Origin of the sequence: Streptomyces sp. NPDC005402, from assembly GCF_040606575.1 — a bacterium.
Taxonomy (GTDB): Bacteria; Actinomycetota; Actinomycetes; order Streptomycetales; family Streptomycetaceae; genus Streptomyces.
This window is the reverse complement of sequence record NZ_JBEXFB010000002.1, coordinates 46042-66391: the sequence shown is the minus strand read 5'-3', so window position 1 is coordinate 66391 and position 20350 is coordinate 46042. Positions and strand designations below refer to the sequence as shown.

The 20350-nt window shown below is 68.3% G+C and carries 18 protein-coding genes; 11 read left to right on the top strand and 7 right to left on the bottom strand.

What is annotated here, in order from left to right:
• The first annotated feature begins 106 nt into the window (after window positions 1–106).
• Complete coding sequence (locus ABZT02_RS03525; protein WP_356013815.1) at window positions 107–1405, top strand: DUF3533 domain-containing protein; 1299 nt, start codon at window positions 107–109, stop codon at window positions 1403–1405.
• Window positions 1406–1650: 245 nt separating this feature from the next.
• Window positions 1651–2208, top strand: a complete 558-nt coding sequence (locus ABZT02_RS03520) for a TetR/AcrR family transcriptional regulator (protein WP_356013813.1) — start codon at window positions 1651–1653, stop codon at window positions 2206–2208.
• A 249-nt stretch (window positions 2209–2457) separates the two neighbouring features.
• Here the strand turns inward: ABZT02_RS03520 and ABZT02_RS03515 are convergent, their stop codons facing one another.
• A complete protein-coding gene (locus tag ABZT02_RS03515) occupies window positions 2458–3231 on the bottom strand; it encodes a maleylpyruvate isomerase family mycothiol-dependent enzyme (RefSeq protein ID WP_356013811.1) in 774 nt (257 codons plus the stop codon).
• Between the two features lie 532 nt (window positions 3232–3763).
• The gene (locus ABZT02_RS03510) at window positions 3764–4354 is read right to left on the bottom strand and encodes a TetR family transcriptional regulator (RefSeq protein ID WP_356013809.1); all 591 of its coding nucleotides are present in this window, start codon (window positions 4352–4354) and stop codon (window positions 3764–3766) included.
• A 129-nt stretch (window positions 4355–4483) separates the two neighbouring features.
• Between ABZT02_RS03510 and ABZT02_RS03505 the strand changes: the two genes are divergently transcribed.
• The 4 genes from ABZT02_RS03505 (at window position 4484) to ABZT02_RS03490 (ending at window position 9525) form a co-directional block, all read left to right on the top strand.
• Window positions 4484–5911 carry a coniferyl aldehyde dehydrogenase gene (locus ABZT02_RS03505; RefSeq protein ID WP_356013807.1) on the top strand — a complete coding sequence of 476 codons (1428 nt, stop codon included), beginning with the start codon at window positions 4484–4486 and terminating at the stop codon, window positions 5909–5911.
• Between the two features lie 372 nt (window positions 5912–6283).
• Window positions 6284–7093, top strand: coding sequence for an SDR family NAD(P)-dependent oxidoreductase (locus tag ABZT02_RS03500; protein WP_356013806.1), 810 nt, complete (start codon window positions 6284–6286; stop codon window positions 7091–7093).
• Between the two features lie 256 nt (window positions 7094–7349).
• On the top strand, window positions 7350–8651 hold the full coding sequence (locus ABZT02_RS03495) for a DUF3533 domain-containing protein (protein ID WP_356013804.1): 1302 nt from the start codon (window positions 7350–7352) through the stop codon (window positions 8649–8651).
• Window positions 8652–8898: 247 nt separating this feature from the next.
• Window positions 8899–9525 (top strand): TetR/AcrR family transcriptional regulator, encoded by a 627-nt coding sequence (locus tag ABZT02_RS03490; protein WP_356013802.1) that lies wholly within the window; start codon window positions 8899–8901, stop codon window positions 9523–9525.
• A 261-nt stretch (window positions 9526–9786) separates the two neighbouring features.
• Here ABZT02_RS03490 and ABZT02_RS03485 read toward each other — a convergent pair whose 3' ends face one another.
• The 4 genes from ABZT02_RS03485 to ABZT02_RS03470 form a co-directional block, all read right to left on the bottom strand.
• Window positions 9787–11604 (bottom strand): GMC family oxidoreductase, encoded by a 1818-nt coding sequence (locus ABZT02_RS03485; protein WP_356013800.1) that lies wholly within the window; start codon window positions 11602–11604, stop codon window positions 9787–9789.
• 241 nt (window positions 11605–11845) lie between these two features.
• The gene (locus tag ABZT02_RS03480; protein ID WP_356013798.1) at window positions 11846–12562 is read right to left on the bottom strand and encodes a flavin reductase family protein; all 717 of its coding nucleotides are present in this window, start codon (window positions 12560–12562) and stop codon (window positions 11846–11848) included.
• A 41-nt stretch (window positions 12563–12603) separates the two neighbouring features.
• Window positions 12604–13392 (bottom strand): enoyl-CoA hydratase/isomerase family protein, encoded by a 789-nt coding sequence (locus ABZT02_RS03475; RefSeq protein ID WP_356013796.1) that lies wholly within the window; start codon window positions 13390–13392, stop codon window positions 12604–12606.
• 44 nt (window positions 13393–13436) lie between these two features.
• The gene (locus ABZT02_RS03470) at window positions 13437–13616 is read right to left on the bottom strand and encodes a hypothetical protein (protein WP_356013794.1); all 180 of its coding nucleotides are present in this window, start codon (window positions 13614–13616) and stop codon (window positions 13437–13439) included.
• 406 nt (window positions 13617–14022) lie between these two features.
• Here ABZT02_RS03470 and ABZT02_RS03465 point away from each other — a divergent pair, with 406 nt between their 5' ends.
• Together ABZT02_RS03465 and ABZT02_RS03460 are read left to right on the top strand one after the other, a co-directional pair.
• On the top strand, window positions 14023–14676 hold the full coding sequence (locus ABZT02_RS03465; protein WP_356013792.1) for a CGNR zinc finger domain-containing protein: 654 nt from the start codon (window positions 14023–14025) through the stop codon (window positions 14674–14676).
• 260 nt (window positions 14677–14936) lie between these two features.
• Window positions 14937–15881 (top strand): alpha/beta hydrolase, encoded by a 945-nt coding sequence (locus ABZT02_RS03460; RefSeq protein ID WP_356013790.1) that lies wholly within the window; start codon window positions 14937–14939, stop codon window positions 15879–15881.
• Window positions 15882–16446: 565 nt separating this feature from the next.
• On the opposite strand, the gene ABZT02_RS03455 is transcribed toward ABZT02_RS03460, so the two are convergent.
• On the bottom strand, window positions 16447–17082 hold the full coding sequence (locus ABZT02_RS03455; protein ID WP_356013788.1) for a TetR/AcrR family transcriptional regulator: 636 nt from the start codon (window positions 17080–17082) through the stop codon (window positions 16447–16449).
• 160 nt (window positions 17083–17242) lie between these two features.
• Between ABZT02_RS03455 and ABZT02_RS03450 the strand changes: the two genes are divergently transcribed.
• The 3 genes from ABZT02_RS03450 (at window position 17243) to ABZT02_RS03440 (ending at window position 20280) form a co-directional block, all read left to right on the top strand.
• Complete coding sequence (locus tag ABZT02_RS03450) at window positions 17243–18664, top strand: aldehyde dehydrogenase family protein (RefSeq protein ID WP_356013786.1); 1422 nt, start codon at window positions 17243–17245, stop codon at window positions 18662–18664.
• Window positions 18665–19320: 656 nt separating this feature from the next.
• On the top strand, window positions 19321–19830 hold the full coding sequence (locus ABZT02_RS03445) for a hypothetical protein (RefSeq protein ID WP_356013785.1): 510 nt from the start codon (window positions 19321–19323) through the stop codon (window positions 19828–19830).
• Window positions 19831–20013: 183 nt separating this feature from the next.
• Window positions 20014–20280, top strand: coding sequence for a hypothetical protein (locus ABZT02_RS03440; RefSeq protein WP_356013783.1), 267 nt, complete (start codon window positions 20014–20016; stop codon window positions 20278–20280).
• Window positions 20281–20350 lie beyond the last annotated feature (70 nt).

The following is a 20350-nucleotide window of genomic DNA, read 5'->3' as shown; positions in this document are numbered from 1 at the left end:
TTGCCTTCGCGTGCTGAAGGGTTTTGAGTCTGCAGGTTCCCGGTCCGGCGATGGTGCCGTCCGGTCTTCTCCCGATGTAACTGTGTTGTCCAGGCCGGAGTAAGCCATGAATGGAATTCACCCCTTCCGCGTGCTGCGCGCCAGAGCTCTGTGGATCGCCAGCGGCGTGATCACGGGTGTTCTCGCGCTGCTGTTCGCCGTGCTGTACGTCGGCGCCAACATCGATCCAGTCGGCCACATGAAGAACCTGCCCGTCGGCCTGGTCAACGCCGACAAGGGAGCCGCCGTCGGCGGGAAGCAGGTCAACCTGGGCGCCCAGATCACCGAGTCGATCAGTAAGTCCACCGCGGGAGGGGACAAGATCGACTGGAAGGTGATGGACGAGCGGGAGGTGAAGGAGGAACTCGGCGAGGGCAAGCTGTACGGCGCGCTCGTCGTGCCCGCCGACTTCACGTCCTCGGTCGCCGCCCTGACCGGCACCACGGCCGCCCAGACCCCGGTCCGCCCAGCGCTGACGGTGCTGACGAACCAGTCCGCCGGCAGCCTCGGCTCCAGCCTGGCGCGGGTCGCGACGACGCAGGCCGCCGAGAACGCCTCGCTCCACATCGGCAAGGAACTGACCGCGCAGATCGGACCCGCGCAGGAGAAGCTGCCCGCCGCGGCACGCGTCCTGCTCGCCGATCCGGCCGCTGTCACGGTGAAGGACGGCCATCCCCTCGACTCGCACAGCGGCCTGGGCCTCACCGCGTTCTATTACGCCCTCGCCCTCGTGGTCGTCGGCATGCTCTCCGCCAACGTCATCAGCGGCCAGGTCGACCACACCCTCGGCTACACCCACAACGACCTGGGCCCGCTGCGCCTGCACCGCCCGCTGATCCGGGCCACCCGCGTGCAGACCCTCGCCATCAGCAGCACTCTCATGGCGGCCCTGTCCCTCCTGATGGGCACCCTGGTCATGGTCGGGGCGGTCGGCGTCATGGGCATGGACGCCTCGCACCTGGTGCTGCTGTGGCTGTACTCGGTCTGCGCCGTCGCGGTCTCCGGTATCGGCGCGCTCACCCTTCTCGCCGTGTTCGGCACCCCCGGCATGCTGGTGGCCACACTGGTCTTCATCGGGATGGCGGTGCCGACGGCCAACGCCACCACGCCGATCCAGGCGCTGCCCGGCTTCTACCGCTTCCTGGCGGTGTTTGAGCCCCTGCGGCAGATCGCCGGCGGCATCCGCGCGATCCTCTACTACGACGCACAGGGCGACGCGGGCCTGACCCGGGGCTGGGTCATGATGGCCGTCGGTCTTGTGGCAGCCGCCCTGTTCGGCTTCGGCGTGCTGGGGTGGTACGACCGCAAGGGGCTGCACCGCATCCCGGTCGAGACCGAGCCCGAGAAGAACGCCACCCAGGTGTAGCGGAACTCCTTCCGCATCCCCCAGGACGGGGCCGTTGAGCGGAGTGGCCCCGTGTGCCGCCCCCGTGGGGACGAGGGGCGTGCACACCATCAGGGCTCGGCGACGGGCCTTCTCCCCCGAGACCGTCGCCGAGCCCTGAGCGGACTTCAGCGCCCCGGAAGGCGCCGTCGGTTCCCGACACCCCTGAAGACTGATCGGTTTCCACTGCGTCCGATGCGAGTCGACCTCACGACAGGACCACCGAAGTGACATCAACTTCCAGAGAGCGCCTGCTGGAGGCGGCGGCCACGCTCACCTACCAGGACGGCGTCAATATCGGCGTCGACGCGCTGTGCAAGGCGGCGGGAGTGTCGAAGCGCTCCATGTACCAGCTGTTCCACAGCAAGGACGACCTGCTGGCGGCAAGCCTGCAGGAGCGCACTGCCCCCCTCGTGGCCACTCTCCTGCCTCCGGCGGACGACGGCCGCTGCCCCCGCGAGCGGATCCTGCACGTCTTCGAGCAACTGGAGTCGCTGGCGGGCGCGCCCGCCTTCCGAGGCTGCCGGTACCTGACTGTGCAGATCGAGCTCAAGGACCAGAATCACCCTGCGAGCCAGGTGGCGCACCGGATCAAGGCGAAACTGACCGCCTTCTTCCGTGGCGAGGCCGAGCGCGGTGGTGCGAGTGACCCCGATCTGCTGGCCCGGCAGCTGACCCTGGTCTTCGATGGCGCCGGCGCCCGCGCCGGGATCGGAGCCGACACCATGACGGGACTCATCGGCCCCACGGTGGTCACCCTGCTGGATGCGGCAGGCGTGCGCTGACGCCTCGTTCTTCCGGAAGGCTTGCTGGTCTCCTGGCTCCTTTCCCGCACCGGGGGAGTCCGCTGGCGGCGAAAGTGTTACCGAGCATGCCGCAGCAAAGAAACGTGCGGTTTGGTCGGCATCGGTATCCAGCGCCAAGTGTTCCCATGTCTTCATCCGGCCCAGGCCGGTCTCCTGATCAGGTTGTCGCCCTGCATCCCGGCGGCCGCCACGAAGGCGTATCCCTGCATCTGCAGTCTGCTCGCTCGTCTATGGCGCTGTGAAGAGCAGCGGGAAGCGCAGGCCCAGCCACGGTTTGCGGCCCCAGACGACGACCTTGGCGCGGGCCATGGCGGTGGGGGCGGTCCAGCGGCCCAGGGCGAGGAGGAGGAAGGCGACGGGGTCGATGGCTATCGTGCAGTCGGGCCGGCGGGGCGGGGCGTCGGTGACCGTGGGCACGCCGTCCGAGAAGGTGACGGCGAAGCGGTCGCGGCCGATCCGCAACAGATAACACGCACAGTGGTCGGCCGCGCCGGCGTTCACTGCACGCGGCATGGCCAGTCGCATGAAGGGCAGCGTGAACGCGACCACGTCCCGGTTGACCATGTGAGGCCCGCGCAGCGCGACCGCGATGTCGTATCCGTGCCCGAGCAGATGCGTGAGCAGGTACGAGCCCAGGGTGGCCGTGGACATCGGCCCCATCGGCGTCAGCGCCGCCTCCCGCGGACTGCGGCCGGCCGCGGCCGCGACGAAGGCCCGGGCCGTGTCCGCGATCTCCGCGCCGAGGACTTCCGGATCCCGCTGCGGGAAGGCGGCCAGAGCCGCCCGGTTGGCTGCCGCGAGGCCGCTGGGCGTCCCATCGCCGTAGGGGCGTTCCTCGCCCGTCCCGATGGCCACCATCAGCTTCCCTGCCAGCGCGAGGTGCGCCGCCGCCTCCCCCACCGTCCACTCTGCGCCCCGCAGTGGCGTCTGAGGGTCGGCTCCCGCCTGCAGCAGCTCCGCGATCCGGTCGGCAGTGGCGACAATGGCATCCTCGGGTGTCATGAACGCGATCGTGTCCGCGATAGGACTTGCTGTCCAGTGTGCCGGTCCTGCTCCCGTCTGTACCTGAAGGACTTATAGGAGGTCCGGCATTCATGATCGGGTCCGGCCGGCGAAGGGGCCGTCTCGGTCAGGAACGAACTCGACGGCTCCCTGGGCGAGAAGGGCGCCTTGTCGGATGCGATCACGTGGGAGTCGGTCCCGGTGCACCGGTCCGGGCAATCGCCCAGGCCGTTGGGCGAACCGCCGCACCCGCCCCTGTCGGCCGGCAACAAGCGTTGCTCGGCAGGTGGCTGTGCGTCCCATCGGGGCGATGGCACAGAAGTCGATCCGGCCGCCCACGTGGAGGTCGTCTCGGATGTAGAAGCGCACCACGTTGCCCCTTCGGACGGCTCCTTCTCCAGCTCGACCGCGTCGAATGGCCAGGCGGCTCACGGCGGCCGGATCGGGCGGTCTTGCCGGGTGCGGTAAGGCGCTTCGGTCCGGTCCCTGTTTCCCACGCCGACGAGCGTGGTGGAGTCGGATGCGGCGGGTTTCAGGTGGGGCGGCGGATGGCCTGTACGGCGGTGTCGTAGAGGTCGAACATGTCGGCCTGTCCGCCCAGGCGTACCCATTCCTCGTTGGCTGCCTGCATGCAGACGATCGCTGCGGCTGCGATCGCGCGGGCTTGCAGGGTGCGGTGGTCGGAGTCGGGCAGTCGCGGCTCGATGTGCGGTGCGAACAGGTCCTGCCAGCGGGCTTGCTTCTCGGTGTGTCCGGCGCGCAGGGAGTCGTTGCCGAACAGCAGCGTGATGAACTCCAGGCGCCCTTCGGCTGTTATGTCGATCTCCTCGAGCACCTGGAACGCCGCGCGCAGCGCCGTCCAGGCATCCTCGTCGGCCGGGCGCTCGGCGAGGCGCGCGGCGATCAGCTCGCCCTGTTCGTCCAGGCCGCTGAGCGCGAGGTCTTCCTTGTTGCGGAAGTAGTTGAACAGGGTCCGCCGGGAAACGCCCACGGCGGCGGCGACCTCATCGAGGGTCGTGTTGTCGAAGCCCTTGGCGGCGAACAGCTCGATGGCGGTCCGGGCCAGCAGTGATCGGACCACGGAGCGGGTCTGTTCCCGGATGGGGGCTGGTTTCTGAGTCATGCACCGATGGTACTTCGTCTCATGCCATGCAGTTACTTGCACTCAGTGCAAAGGTGTGCGTAGAGTGAATGCCATGAGCGACGTCGACTCCGTCCCCGCCGCCCTCATCAACAGCTAAGGAGCACGATCATGACCATCACCGACGTCGCCACTCAGTCCACCGACGCGGAGCGCTTCCAGCACATCCTCCAGACCCAGCGCGCCGCCTACCTCCGCGACGGAGCGCCGTCCCTGGAGGCGCGGCGCAGCGATCTGATTCGGTTCAAGGCGGCGCTGATCGCCCGGCGTGGCGACATCGAGGAGGCGATCGACGCTGACTTCGGACATCGCTCGCGGCACGAGAGCGCGCTGATGGAAGTCGTGGGGGTCGTGCAGGGCATCGACTATCTGCATCGCAACCTTCGCCGGTTCATGCGCCCGACCCACCGCCACATCGAGCTGTTGCTGCGCAACGGCAGCAACCGCATCGAGTACCAGCCGCTGGGCGTGGTCGGCGTCATCTCGCCGTGGAACTATCCGGTCAACCTGTCGCTGATGCCCGTCGTCACCGCGATCGCCGCCGGCAACCGCGTCATGCTCAAGCCCTCCAAGCTGACCCCGGCGACCAACGCGGTGCTCGCGTCGATGCTCAGCGAGCTCTTCCCGCCGGAGCAGGTCACGATGGTCAGCGGCGACGGCTCCGCGTTCTCCTCCCTGCCGTTCGACCATCTCGTCTTCACCGGCAGCACCGAGGTCGGGCGAGCCGTGATGAAGGCGGCCGGCGAACACCTCGTCCCCGTCACGCTGGAACTCGGCGGCAAGTCCCCGACGATCGTGGCCAAGGGACACATCCGAAACCAGGTCGTGTCCGACATCGTCTTCGGCAAGCTGCTCAGCGGCGGGCAGACCTGCATCGCCCCCGACTACGCCCTAGTCCACGAATCCGACATCGACACCTTCATCGCCGCCTACGATCGACTGGTCAAGGCCGCCTACCCCGACGGCCCCACCGGCGACGACTACACCTCGATCATCGACGACAAGCAGTACAGGATCCTCACCGACCTGATAGAGGACGCCCGCGCTCACGGAGCGCGGATCATCGAGGTCGGGCACCGGCCGGACGACGCGGCCCGCCGTCCGCACACCCTCGCACCGACCGTCGTGCTCGGCGTCACGGACGACATGCGCATCGCCCACGAGGAGATATTCGGCCCCATCCTGCCGATCTTCGGTTACCGCGACATCGACGACGCCATCGACTACGTCAACGCACGCCCGCGACCGCTCGCCCTCTACTACTTCGGCGACAACGGCCCCGAGCGGCGCAAGGTCCTTGACCGCACGACCTCCGGCAACGTCACCGTCAACGGCACCATCATGCACGTCGCGCAGGACGACCTCCCCTTCGGCGGCGTCGGCGCCAGCGGGATGGGCAAGTACCACGGCATCGAGGGATTCCGCACGCTCAGCCACCCCAAGGGCATCTACGTACAGGGACGCTGGAACGCCACCCGCCTGCTGCGCGCCCCCTTCAACAAGCGCACCGAGACCCTCCTCAACTTCCTGCTCCGGTAACGGAGCCGTTCCCTGCGCCCGTCGACCCGGAGCGCCCCTCACACACAAGTGCGGCCGCCCGTTCGGCGAAATCGATCGGCGGATCGGCGGAAGTGGTGGTCCCCCTCCAGCGGCGGTGTCCAGCACCAGGACGCACTACCGCCCCCGTAGGGCCAGGGCCCGAGGCGCACACCTCCGCAAGGAGGCCCCCGAGGGCTGATCACGACCTCGTTCTCGTCACCGGGGACACCTCAAACGTCACGACCATCGCCCAGTCGGGCTCCGAGCCCGCCTCGGCAACAGATGAGCACTCGATGACGGTCACAGACCGTCGCAAGGATTGAAAGGAGTAGGGGAGGTGGTGCCCGTAAGGGCACCGTGTCCCTGACCGCCATGAAGAAGATCGACTACCGTACCCAGACCACCTTGATCACCGGGGCGAGTGCCGGCCTCGGCGCGGAGTTCGCCCGCCAGTTCGCCGCGCGTGGCTCGAATCTCGTGCTGGTGGCCCGCCGTGCGGACCGGCTGCAGGCCTTGGCCGACGAGCTGTCCGCGAAGCACCAGGTCACCGTCACGGTCGTGCCGTTCGACCTCACCGTGCCGGCCGCGGGCGAAGCGCTGGCCAAGGAGGTGGCCCGGCGCGGGATCACCGTCACCAGCCTCGTCAACAACGCCGGCTTCGGCACCCACAGCCCCTTCCGCCAAGAGGACCCGGCGCGCGTCCAGCAGGAGATCAACCTGAACGTGGCCAGCCTGGTCGACGTCACCAGGGCCTTCATCGGCCAGCTGACCGGAGTCCTGGTCAACACCGCCAGCTCACTCGGGTACCAGCCGTGGCCCAACGCCGCCGTCTACGGGGCGACCAAGGCCTTCGTACTGAACTTCACCGAGGCACTGTGGCAGGAATCGCGAGGAACCGGCCTGCGCGTTCTCGCCCTCTCCCCGGGCCCCACCCGCACCGAGTTCTTCGACACGGCCGGCTCCGACAGCATGGCCCGCGGTGTCCGGCTGCAGACCCCGGCCCAGGTGGTCAGCACAGCACTGCGCACGCTGGACCGGCGCAACCCGCCGCCCAGCGTCGTCTCCGGCACCTTCAACTGGGTGATGACCCTGACCTCACGCTTCACCACCCGCCGAGCCAACGTTCTGGCCTTCGGCGCGATGACCCAGTGGCAGATGGGGTCGAGCCGGTCCGGCCACTGACACTCTCCAGACCACTGTCAAACGGAGGTCCCCGACTTCTGCTGCGCCGGCGAGACCTCGACCTGCCCACAGGCGACGCCGATCCCTGGTTTCCCACAGGGGCGTCACGACCGTGATCCAGTGAGTTGCCGAGCGGTCACCGTGTTCCCCTGCGGTTGTGCAAGCCGAGGGTTGAACCCCCCAGAGGCTCCCGGCCCGCAATGGCGCCGTCCGGTCTCCTCCCTATGTATATGTGCTGTCCAGACCGGAGTAAGTCATGAATGGAATCCACCCCCTCCGCGTGCTGCGCGCCAGGCCCCTCTGGATAGCAAGCGGCGTCATCACAGGCGTCCTCGCGATCCTGTTCGGCATCTTCTATGTCGGCCCCAACGTCGACCCGGCCGGCCATACCAAGAATCTGCCGGTCGGCCTGGTCGACTCCGACAAGGGGGCCGCCGTCGGAGGCAAGCAGCTCAACCTCGGGGCGCAGATCGCCGGGTCGATCAAGACGTCCACCGCGGGCGGCGGCAAGATCGACTGGAAGGTGATGGATGAGAAGGAGGTGAAGGAGGAACTCGGCAAGGGCAAGCTGTACGGTGCGCTCGTCGTCCCCGCCGACTTCACCTCCTCCGTCACCGCGCTGACCGGACCCTCGGCAACCGGGAATCCGGTGCGCCCGCAGCTGACGGTGCTGACCAACCAGTCCGCCGGCAGCGTGGGTTCGAGCATGGCCCGGCAGGCGACGACCACGGCGGCCGAGGGTGCCTCGCTCCAGGTGGGCAAGCAGCTGACCGCGCAGGTCGGCGCCCAGCAGGCCGAGCTGTCGACCGCGGCCCGCGTCCTGCTGGCCGATCCGGCCGCGGTGACCGTCAAGGACGGGCATCAACTCGACTCACACAGCGGCCTGGGCCTGTCGGCGTTCTACTACGCGCTCGTCCTCGTGGTCTGCGGCATGCTCGCTGCCAACGTGATCAGCGGACAGGTGGACCACGCCCTCGGCTACACCCACAACGACATGGGCCCGCTGCGCATCCACCGTCCGCTGATCCGGGCCACCCGGGTGCAAAGCCTCACCATGAGCAGCACCCTCATGGCTGCCCTGTCCCTGCTGATGGGCACCCTGGTCATGGTGGGCGCGATCGGCATCATGGGCATGGACGCCTCCCACCTGCCGCTGCTGTGGCTGTACTCGGTGGCCGCCATCGCCGTCTCCGGCATCGGCGCCCTCACGCTGCTCGCCGTCTTCGGTACGCCCGGCATGCTGGTGGTCACTCTGGTCTTCATCGCGATGGCCGTACCGACGGCCGGCGCCACCACCCCGATCGAGTCGCTGCCCGGCTTCTACCGCTTCCTCGCGGAGTTCGAGCCGCTGCGGCAGATCACCGGCGGCGTGCGCTCGATCCTCTACTACGACGCCCAGGGCGACGCGGGCCTGACCCGGGGCTGGGTCATGATGGCCGTCGGCCTCGCGGCAGCCGCACTGTTCGGCTTCGGTACGACGAACTGGTACGACCGCAAGGGGCTGCACCGCACCGCCGCCGCGGAGGCGAAGCCCGAGGAGCCTGCCGTCAAGGCGTAGCGGACCGTACTCACGTACACCAAGACGGGGCCATTGTGCGGAGTGGCCCTCAGTGCGCGTCGCTTCGTGGGGACGGGAGGCGTGCACACCCCAAGGGCTCGGCGGCGGTACTCACGCAGCCGCCGCCGAGCCCTCCGTTCGGACCCAGATGCCCTACGGCCATGAAGCCTGGCCCCGGCCATCATCCGAGCTCCACCCTGGAAACCGATCGGATTTCCTTTCGTCGGAATGGAGTTGACCTCTAACAATGACAACTCAGGCGAAGGCGACTCCCCGCGAGCGCCTGTTGGAGGCAGCCGCCACGCTCACCTACCAAGAAGGCGTCGGCGTCGGCGTCGACGTGCTGTGCAAGGCCGCAGGGGTGTCGAAGCGTTCCATGTACCAGCTCTTCGAAAGCAAGGACGAACTCCTGACGGCGAGCCTGGAGGAACGCATCACCGCCTTCGCGGCGCGACTCCTGCCCGCGGCGGACGATGGTCGCCCGCCGCGTGAACGGATCCTGCACGTGTTCGAGCAAGTGGAGTCCCAGGCGGGCGCTCCGGAATTCCGAGGCTGCCGCTACCTTGCCGTACAGATCGAACTCAAGGATGAGGGTCATCCCGCAAGCCAGGTGGTCCGCCGGGCCAAGGGGAATATGACGGCCTTCTTCCGTACCGAGGCCAAACGGGGTGGGGCGAGCGATCCCGACCTGTTGGCCAGGCAGCTCAGCCTCACCTTCGACGGCGCCGTAGCCCGCGCGAGCACCAGGGCCGAGAATCTGGCTGGGCTCATCGGGCCCACCGTGGGAGTCCTGCTCGACAGTGCAGGCGTGCGTCGACGCACCTCGCGACTGATCCGGCCCACTCTTGACGGCGCTTCACGTGCATGTAGATGACCGTGTGGAGACATCGCGGTGGCGCCCGCCGCGGTTGCCCGATGCCGAGCTGGTGACTTCGGCGTCGGCCCAGGCGATGCCGGGTTTACCTGCGAGGCCCCGCCGGCTGCGCTTCCCGCATGCTTGATCGCACAGGATTTCTTCGTAGCTGCCGCAGCGGCCGGCCTGCAACAAGCGCCCGCGAGCCCGCTGTGGGCCTGGTCAACGCCCACGGCATCCCGTGTCCGTCCGAGCCCCTGCTCAGGAGGCGCGGCGCGGTGGCTACCTCTTCGGCGGAACTGTCGGCATCCCCAGGAAGGGCAACTTCAGGGCGCCGAATGCATCGGACGGGACTGCCGGGCTTTGGGGCGGCACAGGAGTCAGGCGGTTGTAGGCCTCTCCCTGCGCTGGGCGCGGGTCCTCCTCGCCCTTGTTGGGCCAGGCCGACATCGCGCGCTCGGCCTGGGCCGTGATCGTGAGGGACGGGTTGACTCCGAGGTTGGCGGAGATGGCCGCTCCATCGACGATCGAGATGCCAGGGTGTCCGTAGAGCCGGTGGTACGGGTCGATCACGCCGGTCTCAGGACTGTCCCCGATGGGGCAGCCGCCCAGGAAGTGCGCGGTGACCGGCATGCCCATCAGCTCGCCCACGTTACTGCCCGCGAAGCCGTCGACCTCGGCGGCGATGACCGAGGCGGCTTCCGAAGCCGCCTTGATCTGTTTGGGGTTGGGCGCCCCATGACCCTGACAAGCCAGCAGCAGTCCTTTCCCCACGCCCTTCGGCTTCAGATGGGTCGTGAGCGAGTTGTCCAGCGACTGCATGACCAGACCGATGATCGTCCGCTCGGACCAACGGCGGTTGGAGAGCGAGCGGGCCATGAGCACCGGGTGCTTCGCCACGTTGACCAGCCAGCCCAGGAACCTCGACGAGCCCTCGGCGTACGGGACTTGCAGGACGAACCCGGCACCCATCGCGTTCGATCCCTTGCCATAGCGGACGGGCTCGATGTGGGTGTTCTCGTCGGGGTGGATCGAAGACGTGATCGCCACACCGCGCGTGAAGTCGGCGCTCTGCCCTCCGCCGACCTTGTGGTGGCGCCGGACGTCTGCGTGCGCGCTCACCAGGGCTTCCGAGTTGGTGCGGGTCAGATCACCCAGTCGCTCGGATATGTGCGGAAGTTGGCCGCCCGTCCTCATCCGGTGCAGCAACGTCTGCGTACCGTACGTGCCGGCCGCGATGACGACGTTCCGCGCCCGGAAAGTACGGCCGGCGCTTTTGCGTTTCCGGTCCGTCGGCCGGGTCCTGACCGTGTACCCGTCCGGCGAATCGTCCGTGATCGAGACGACGGTCGTCATGGGGTGGACGACGGCGCCCGCCTGCTCGGCGAGATAGAGGTAGTTCTCGTTGAGGCTGTTCTTCCCGCCGCGGCGGCAGCCCGTCATGCACTCACCGCACTCGACACAGGCCTTGCGGGCCGGGCCGACGCCACCGAAGTACGGGTCGGCCACCTCCTCGCCCGGTTTGGCCTTCGCCGTCCCGTCGGCGTCCTGGCCGTCGCCGAAGAAGACCCCCACGGGGGCCATGTGGAAGGTGTCGCCCACGCCCATCCGTTCGGCGACCGCGTGCAGGTGAACGTCGGCCGAGGTCGTCGTCGGGTTGAGCCGCACCCCGAGCATGCGCCGGGCCTGGTCGTAGTACGGCTTCAACTCTCCTTCCCAGTCGGTGATGTCCTTCCACTGCGGGTCGTCGAAGAACTGCTTCGGCGGTTCGTACAAGGTGTTGGCGTAGTTGAGGGAACCGCCCCCGACCCCGGCCCCGGCCAGCACCACCACGTTGCCCAGCGGGTGGATGCGCTGGATGCCGTACAGGCCGAGCCTGGGTGCCCAGAGGTAGTTCCTGACGTCCCAGGAGTTCTTGGGCAGTGAGTCAGCGGTGAACCTGCGGCCCGCTTCCAACACGCCTACGCGATAGCCCTTTTCGGTGAGCCGGAGGGCGGTTACGGATCCGCCGAAGCCGGAGCCGACGACGATTACGTCGTAGTCGTACGCGGAGTCGTCTCTGGGTTCGTCTGGCTTCGTGGAAGAGTTCTTCCGTGACACGTGCTCTCCTCGCCGAGAACGGGTGACTCGGAGCCGTTCTGGTGGGCGGCTGCGCGGTCGGGCGGGTGAAGCAGGCAGTGACGGGCTTGCTGAACCAGCCGCTTATGACGTCAGAAGCAATTGAGCGGACGGGGGCGAGGTGACACACCGGCGGGTCGGCGCGGTCCGCACCGGACGCGGGGTGCTGGACAGGCGGGCTGCCGGACCCCTGAGGGGTGTCACCTCGTCACGTCCTGGCGGTCTAGTCGAGTGTCGTGGTGGAGCCGGACGGCGACCAGGCGGGCGTGTCGATCGGTGAGTAGTGCGCGTCCTTGCGGTCCAGACGCAGCATTCGGCGACTGGCGCGCTCCTGGACCACTTCCGCGTCGAGCGGCGTCTCGAACGCGTTGTCCACGACGGTGTATTCGGCGGCGAGTCGTCCCACCGGAGCGATGGCACCGAAGTCGATCCGGCCGCCCACATAGAGGTCATCACGGACGTAGAAGCGCACCACGTTGCCCCAGACGACGTTGTTGAGCCCGTCGGGCGACGAGAAGATGTGCTCGACGGTGCACTCGAACGCGACGGGCGCGCCCTTGATACGCGGCGGACGAACGGCTTCGGACGGCACCTTCTCCAGCCCGACCGCATCGAACTCGTCGACATCGGGCTCGAACTCGAAGGCGCTGCGGTTGAGCCCGTTGATCTGCGGCAGGGTGGCCATGTTGGTGACGAACTCGCCGGTGTCCCGGATGTTGACGAAGCTGTCCTTGAGCGTGACGCCGTCCGAGCGCGGCTGGATCGACAGCGAGATCCGGGGCGGCTTGCGCCCGACGACCGTGAAGAAGGAGATGGGGGCCAGGTTGCCCACGCCTTCGGTGGACAGGGTGCTCACCCAGGCGATGGGGCGAGGAATGACACTGCCGATGAGCAGCTTGTAGGCGGACTTCGCGTCCAGATCGGCCGAGTCGATGATCATGTGGTGTCCCTTGGTGGTGAGTGTGGGGGGAGAGCTGGGGGTCAGCGGCCCTTGAAGGGCAGTACGGGGCGGGGGAGGCCCTCCTTGAGGGCCTTGGCGGCGGAGGCCAGGCCGTCCTTGACGTCCTCGGTCTCGTAGAGGGGGACGGCGAGGTCGAACAGCTGCTGGTCGGCGGACGGGATGCCGCCGGTGGCCCAGGCGCGCAGCAACGCCTTGTGCACGACGTGGGCCCGAGTGGGGCCCTGGGCGATCTTCCGGGTGAAGGCCTCGGCTTCGGAGCGCAGTTCGGCGTCGGGGACGACGCGGTTGATGACGCCGGCCTCGGCCATGACCGTGGCGGGTACCTGCTCGGAGGTCAGTGCCCATTCGTAGGCGCGGGCCCGGCCGGCCCGTTCGGCCACACGATGGATTCCGCCGAGGAGGGTGACGATGCCGAGCGACTGCTCGGGATGGCCGAAGCGGGCGCTCTCGCCGGCGAGGATGATGTCGGCGCGCAGGGCGAGTTCGAAGCCGCCGCCGAAGCACAGCCCCTGGACCGCGGCCACGACCGGGAGCCGGAGCTGTTCGAACCGGTTGATCACGCTCATGATCTGGTCGAAGTCGGCTCGAAGGCTGGTGCGGTCGGCGTCGAGCCAGGGCCGGAAGTCGCCGCCGTAGCTGAAGTCGGGTCCCTCGGCCCGCAGTAGGACGGCGCGGGCCGGGCTGCGGGTGATGGCGTCGACGGCTTCGCTGAGTTCCTGGGTGAACTCGGGTGCCAAGCGGTTCTGCGGGGGGTTGTCGAGGACGATCGTGGCGACGTCGCCGTCGAGGGAGTGGGTGAGAACGGACATGGGACTTCCTTGGCTCGGGACAGTGCGGACGGGGTCGCCGTCGGTCAGGTGAGGTGCTTGCCGGACCAGTCCGAGGCGGACTGCGCGGCTATGGGGGACTGCGTGCTGCACGGGGCGAAGTGGCCACCGCCGATGAACGTCAGCCGCTCGGGTTCCAGGGCTCGTTCGTGGGCCGTCAGCGCGAGGTCGGTGGCGATGAGGTGATCGCCGTGGCCGACGATCATGAGGGCAGCAGTCGACCGCGGCCTGCGTGCGGGGTGGGTGCCTGGCACGCGGCACGTTGCGGCGATCGGCGTAGCCGACTCGGCGAAGAGGTCGGCGAACAGCAGAACGCGGGCTCCGCGGACCACTCCGCCGTAGCCGCGGGTCGTGGTGATGGCCGGGTGCGGTGCGGCGGCCTGCGGGATGTACGGCAGACCCCGCAGGGGCAGACCTCGGCCTGTCCTGCCGCCCGGTCCCGCGGTGGCAGGGGAGCCTCCTGGGCGCTCCGGGGGTCGGACGAGCTCATGAGCGACACCCTTCCTGTGGCTGCGTCACCAATCAAGATGAAAGAACCTTACGCCTTTAGCTCCTTTCACTTCAAGGGGACGAGATGTCGTACCCTGAGCCAGTGGCCAAACGGTCACGGTCATGTCGGTAGAGCCGGACGGTCAGCGAGAGGGAGGCGTGGTCATGGTGTGGTCCGCGTCCACGCGGTACGAGGTCGAGCCGGCGCCGGTCGGGCTGGCGCTCGTGCACGACCTGCTCAACACCATTTCCGCCGGCCGACCCCGTGCGGCGGATCTCCTGGACGGCCTCTCCGACGCGCAGGCGTGGGTCGATCAGGCGCTGGAATGCTGGGCGCGCGAGAGGGGGCAGGTCGCCGCACAGGTATCTCTCGCCGAGAGTGATCTCGAGGAGTTGCGCGGCCTGCGTGCAGAGTTGCGGCGGCTTCTCGCCTCACGAGACGAAGACGGCATGGACACCGACGACCAGACCGTAGCGCCGGCCGTTCATGTCGCGGCCGCGGCGGTGCGGGTGGACCGCACCGGCCGGGCCGTCCTGGAGCCTCGCGGTCAGGGCTGGCGGTATGTGGCCGCCCTGGTGCTCCTCGAGGTGTTCCAGGCTCAGCAGGCGGACACCTGGCGCCGACTCAAGATCTGCCGTAATACGCGCTGCACGACGGCGTTCTTCGACCGCTCCCGCAATAACAGCGGTGTATGGCACTCCACCAAGACCTGCGGCAACCCTGAGAACCTGCGTGCCCACCGGGCGCGTCAGCGTGTCCGTACCAGCGGGTTGTAAAAGTCGCCCAAGTCGGTCGCCCGGTGGGGTTCTCCAGCGGAACTCGGCGCGGTGGGTCTGCTCCTTGCGATGGCGGGCACGGCTTTCGCTTGTGCTGAAATAAGCGAACGTCATACGGTTGTTGCCTCCCGGGACGGCTCCGGCGAAAGCCTGACCCGCATGACGTCGTCGTGACCCCGCTCGATGACGTCAGGACCCATCACTCGGTCCGGGCCTGGCGGCCCGTGACGCCGCGACAGCGGCCTGGAGAGGTTGAACGCATGGCATCCGAGACACAGCGACCGCCGACGCATTCGTCCGGCGAGGACCCGACGACAGGTGGGTTCTCCGCCGGTGACGGTATCCGTCGCCGGACGATTCAGGCAGGCGGTCTGGAGGTTCCGATCCTGGAGGCCGGCAGCGGCCCGCTCGTCCTGTGCCTCCACGGTTTTCCCGACCATGCAGACTCCTGGGCAGGGATGCTCGACCGCCTCGCCCAGGGCGGCTACTGGGCGGTCGCTCCCGCACAGCGCGGATACTGGCCGGATGGCGCGGCGCCCGACGGCTCCTATCGCGCGTCAGCGACCGGGCAGGATGTCCTGGACCTGATCGAAGCGCTCGGGCGTGATCGGGCGGATCTCATCGGTCACGATCTCGGCGCCCGGGCGGCGTACGCGGCGGCGAGCCTGGACGCGACACGCGTCCGCAAGCTTGTCGGCATGGCGGTTCCGTACGGGCCGCAACTGCGAACCGCCTGGCTCACGGACGGTGACCAGCAGCGACGCAGCTGGTACATGTTCTTCTTCCAGACGGCCCTTGCGGAGTCGGCCGTCGAATTCGACGACTTCGCCTTCATCGACCGGCTCTGGCGGGAGTGGTCGCCCGGCTACGAGCTGGCGGATGCGGAACGTGCCGCGCTCAAGGAAACCCTCCGTGCGCCAGGAGTCCTGACCGAGATCCTGGGCTACTACCGTCAGTTGTTCTCACCTCCCCTCGACGAGGCGGCGCGAGCGCTGGAGGTCCGGGCGAGCGGTGCCATCACCGTCCCGTCGCTGTACCTCCACGGGGCCGACGACAACTGCTTTTCCGTGGAGGTGAGCGACGGCATGGACGCCGTGTTCAAGAACGGCCTTGAACGCGTCGTCGTACCCCGTGCCGGACACTTCCTGCACCTCGAACAGCCCAAGCAGGTCGCTGATCACATTCTGAGCTTCCTGGACAACTGACTCATCACCCTGCCCCCGAAGCCGCCGTCAGCCGGATGGCCGCGGCGGCGGGTCCAGGGCGGTCTGGAGGTCTTCGTCAGCCTCTCCGCGTACGAGCAGACGTACATGATCTTCGAGAAGGTGACCGCAGTCGGCCGCGACGTGGCGGAGGTGTGCGGCGGAGGTGTGCGTGAAGTTCCTGGTGGACCGGCGCCGCACAACCCGAAGGGCACGGACCTGGCCGGGAATCCGCATGCGGCAGCGCACCTGAAGACTCTGACGCGGATGGTCGCCGACGGACGTTACGGCGTCGTAGACGACGGGCTGGAACGCTTCCCGTGGGTGATGAAGGCCGCTGCCTCACGGACGTCCGCGCCCAGTCGACACGCGCCGCCACGGGGTCTAGGCGAGCACCGCCTACGCCGCCCAGGAACTGACCGACGAGCACGCCCGGCTGACGGACCGCGCCCGCCGGCTCCAGCCGCCTTCGAGGCCGCTGACCCGGCGAGCCGTGCGCGTCACCCGTCCCATGCGTCTTCCTGTCGGCCCGCTCGTGGTCCTCCTCGAAGAGCTGCCAGCCGGTCAGCTACTTATCGCTCGCCACCGTGCCTTGCCTCTGGTGTCCGAAGGCGCGCAAAAGAAAGAACACCATGGAGTCGGCGGTCTCCGCGGCGATGGCGGGGTCGACCTGGTTCGGCGGCAGGGGAGTGAGGAAGAACCTGCTCATCATGGGACCGATCACCAGGTCGCCGAGCAGGTCGGCGTGCTCCACCGGCGGGATCTCGCCCCGGTCCACGGCACGTTGCGTTATCTCCTCCATGCGTTGGCGCACGGGCAGCATGAAGGCGTTGGTGAGGGCCTCGGCCAGGGAGGGGCTGTACGCGGCCTCGCCGATCAGAGTGCGCAGTACCCCTCCCTCGTTGCCGGTCAGGGAGGCCGCCTTGTCCCGGAGCAGGGCACCCAGGTCACCTTCGAGTGTGCCGGTGTCCGGCTGCGACGTCAGTTCCTTGGCGTACGCGGCGGCGGCGTCGACGACCATGACCTCTTTGGACGGCCAGCGCCGGTAGAGGGTGGCGGTGGACACTCCGGCGCGGGTCGCGACGGCGGCGGTGGTGAGCCCGCCGTAACCACTCTCGGTGAGAACGGCGAGAGTCGCGTCCAGCAGCGCGCGGTCGCGAGAGGCATCGCGGGGACGCCCCCGACGTGCCTGCGTACCGGTCATCGGGCTGCTCCCGAAGAGATCCGGCGGGATGCATGGACGGCCGAGCGGACTGTCTGGTCGGGCTGCCGCACGGAACGTTCAGTAACGGTGGGGTAGGTCACACGACCAATGATACAAGCAAACGAAACGAAAGGCTTTCGTTTCGTATATGCTCCTGGGCATGACGACCAACGCACCCACCGGCGGTCAGCCGGACATCACCGTTACGGCGGCCCCTGCCGCGGAGACCGTCGCGCGACTGCGGGCCACGTTCAACACCGGCCGCACCAAGCCCGTCGCCTGGCGCAAGCAGCAGCTGCAGGCGTTGAGGCGTCTGCTGACGGAGCACGAGGAGGTATTCGCGCAGGCACTGCAGACCGACCTCGGCAAGAGCGCGACCGAGTCCCACATGGCGGAGATCGGCTTCCTGGTCAGGGAGATCGACCACACCCTGAGTCATCTCGACCGGTGGCTGCGTCCGAAGAGGGTCTCCGTGCCCCTGTCGCTGATGCCGTCCCGGGCCTGGACCGTGCGTGAGCCGCTGGGTGTCGTGCTGGTCATCGCCCCCTGGAACTACCCGGTCAATCTGGCGCTCGCGCCGGTCATCGGTGCCCTGGCCGCAGGCAACGCCGTCGTCCTCAAGCCCAGCGAGGTCGCCCCCGCGACCTCGGCCGTGCTCGCCCACTGGCTGCCCCGGGTCCTGGACCCGCAGGCCGTGGCCGTCGTCGAGGGAGGCGTGCCGGAGACGACCGCCCTGCTTGAGCAGCGCTTCGACCACATCTTCTACACCGGCAACGGCGCGGTGGGGCGCATCGTCATGACCGCCGCGGCCCGCCATCTCACCCCGGTCACCCTGGAGCTGGGCGGCAAGAGCCCCGCCGTCGTCGAACCCGGCACCGACCTCGCGACGGCCGCCCGCCGCATCGCCCTGGGCAAGTTCATGAACGCGGGCCAGACCTGCGTCGCACCCGACTACGTGCTGGCGATAGGTGAGGCGGGAGCCGAGATAGAGGCCCACCTGACGCAGGCGATCCGCGAGATGTACGGCACCGATCCGGCTCGCAGCAACGACTACGGCCGCATCGTCAACGAGCGCCACTTCGACCGGCTGGCCGGCCTGCTGGAGGACGGCCGGACCGTCGTGGGCGGCGACCACGACCGCGACGACCGCTACATCGCCCCGACCGTGCTGGCCGACGTCGACCCCGACTCCGCGGTGATGCGCGACGAGATCTTCGGCCCCATCCTGCCCATCGTCCAGGTCCCGGACCTGGACGCCGCGATCGCTTTCATCACCGGTCGGGACAAGCCGCTGGCCCTGTACGCCTTCACCGCGTCCAAGCGCTCCAAGCGGCGCCTGACCGCGGAGACGTCCTCCGGCGGCCTGGTCTTCGGCCTCTCGCTCCTCCAGCTCAGCGTGCTCGACCTGCCCTTCGGCGGCGTCGGTGAGAGCGGCATGGGCCGCTACCACGGCTCGTACTCCCTGGACACCTTCAGTCACATCAAGTCTGTCCTCGACAAGCCGCTCAAGCCGGACACGCTGGGCGTGGCCACCCCGCCCTACACCCGCGGCAAGGACCGCATCCTGCGACGCCTCACGTGAGCCGGATCAGCGATGAGCCCGCGAGGGCGCCGTGTCCCCGACTGCCATGAACAAGATCGACTACCGCAGCCAGACCACCCGGTCCTCGCCCGACCAGGTCAGCACGCTGCCGGTGCAGGCCACGTTGACCTGGTAGGCGGACTCCGGCGCGGCCGCCTCGACCCGGACCTCGGTGTCGTACGACAGCCACCCCCCGAGAGCGCCCCGACACGGACCGCCGCGAGTCGCAGAGCGAAGCGGGTCCGGTCGCCGAGGACATCGAGATCATGCGCGTGGTACAGATCCGTGCCCAGGGACCGCGCCTCATCGATGTCGGTGACACACTGCCCGACCGCCGCCGTGGCGCACGACTCCTGATCAAGCAGTTTGGCCACCGCACGGCGGCCCCATTCCCTCGCTGCCCTGCTCGACCGGGCCGTGGGCGCGCTGACGGAGTAACCGCCCGCCCAAGGTCGGCGACCGGCGCTCGCCGACACATGCGCTCACGCCCGCTGAGGGAGCGAGGTTAAAGGTCTGGGCAACGGGGCCTCACGCCTGGGCCGGCCGGAAAAAGATCAACTCGTAATGGGTGAATCACCATCACGTCATGCGGGCGCTCACCAGGCCAGACACCCTCTCTCTCAGCTATCGGTTCCCCCGCAGGAAAGAGCAGGACTATGGCAACAGCGACTTCGGGGCGCTCACCCGCAACTCAGCTCGCGGCCCGCATCGGCACGGTGGTGACCGGCGTGACGCTCGTGCTCGGCATCACCGCCGGAACGGCCCTGGCGGACCCGCAGGTGAAGTGGAGCGGCGACTTCAGCTGGCGTGCGACGCAGGTGAAGCGGTTGGCGAACTGCGCCTCCACCCATTACTACAACGGCACTCAGCCTGCTGCGGGTTCGACGGGCGACGACTCGACGGGGTCCAAGCTCACCGCCTGCGACGGCGCCGGATCCGACTCCTATTGGGACGGCTCGCATCTCCTGGGCGCCGACACCCAGAACATCAACGGCAAAAAGGTCGGCTACCGCTCGAACCAGAGTTGCCCGAAGCAGCGCGGCTCCCAGTACATCAAGTGCTGGTACGTCGGCGGCAAGACCAAGGGCAACCCGGTCATCACCGTGTCCATCATCGATTCCGGATACGGCGGCGAGGACGTGGCAGTGGACTGGTACTACCTGTAATCCCAATTTCTCCCGCAGGAATCGGTCGCTTGGCGCGCGAGCGTCGACCTACGTCCTGCACAAGGCGCCAGGCCTGTGGCCTGGCGCCTTCTTGCGCCCCCTGGAAGCTGACGGCCCGTTGTCGTCCAGCGATCTCCTCGGCATCACAACTGCGCCGCGACCGCCTGGTACAACAACAGCAGGGTGGCCAGCGCCATCACCGACTGCAACGCCGCGGGTTCCGACTCGTACTGGGACGGCTTTCATCTCGCGGCCGCCTCGGTACACACGATCGAAGGCAAGAAGGTCGCTTACCGCTCGGACCAGTCCTGCCCGCCCAAGGACGGCTTCCAGTACGTCAAGTGCTTCTACGTCGGCGGCAAGACCAAGGGCAACCCGGTCATGACAGTGGCCATCGAGTCGTACGGCCTCGGTGGTCAGGACGTGAACGTGACCTGGTACTACCTGTAAGTGGCCGCGTTTGACCGCGTGCAACGGTGACCCCGGTGCGACGAGTACCGGGGCGCCGTCCCGGGCAGTG